Annotated in this window: 1 protein-coding gene; it reads left to right on the top strand. The window is 31.4% G+C overall.

The window, feature by feature from the left end:
- Nucleotides 1-66: 66 nt before the first annotated feature.
- On the top strand, nt 67-261 hold a 195-nt coding region (locus tag AOA60_RS13800; RefSeq protein ID WP_143522432.1), incomplete at its 3' end, for a ferritin-like domain-containing protein.

Below are 261 nucleotides of genomic sequence, written 5' to 3'. Positions count from 1 at the left end.
TCGTCACAGGCCTAAAGTGATGGCATATATTATAGAAATGAAGGGAAACGAAAGGAGAGGGGTAAAATGTATTCTTCAATGAATCAATCAATAAACAATGGTGATATGAGTCAGTTTGTAACAGATTTACAAAATGCTATTGATAGTGAATATAATGCAATCCAATGTTATGAGAAAATGGCTAAGCAAGCGTCAAATAAAAAAGAAATGGAACAGATTCTAGAGATAAGAGAAGATGAAATGAAACATTATGAACAATTT

It is taken from the genome of Pseudomonas sp. 2822-17, from assembly GCF_002742485.1.
Lineage (GTDB): Bacteria > Pseudomonadota > Gammaproteobacteria > Pseudomonadales > Pseudomonadaceae > Aquipseudomonas > Aquipseudomonas cyclaminis.
This window is presented reverse-complemented; position numbering and strand designations above follow the sequence as displayed.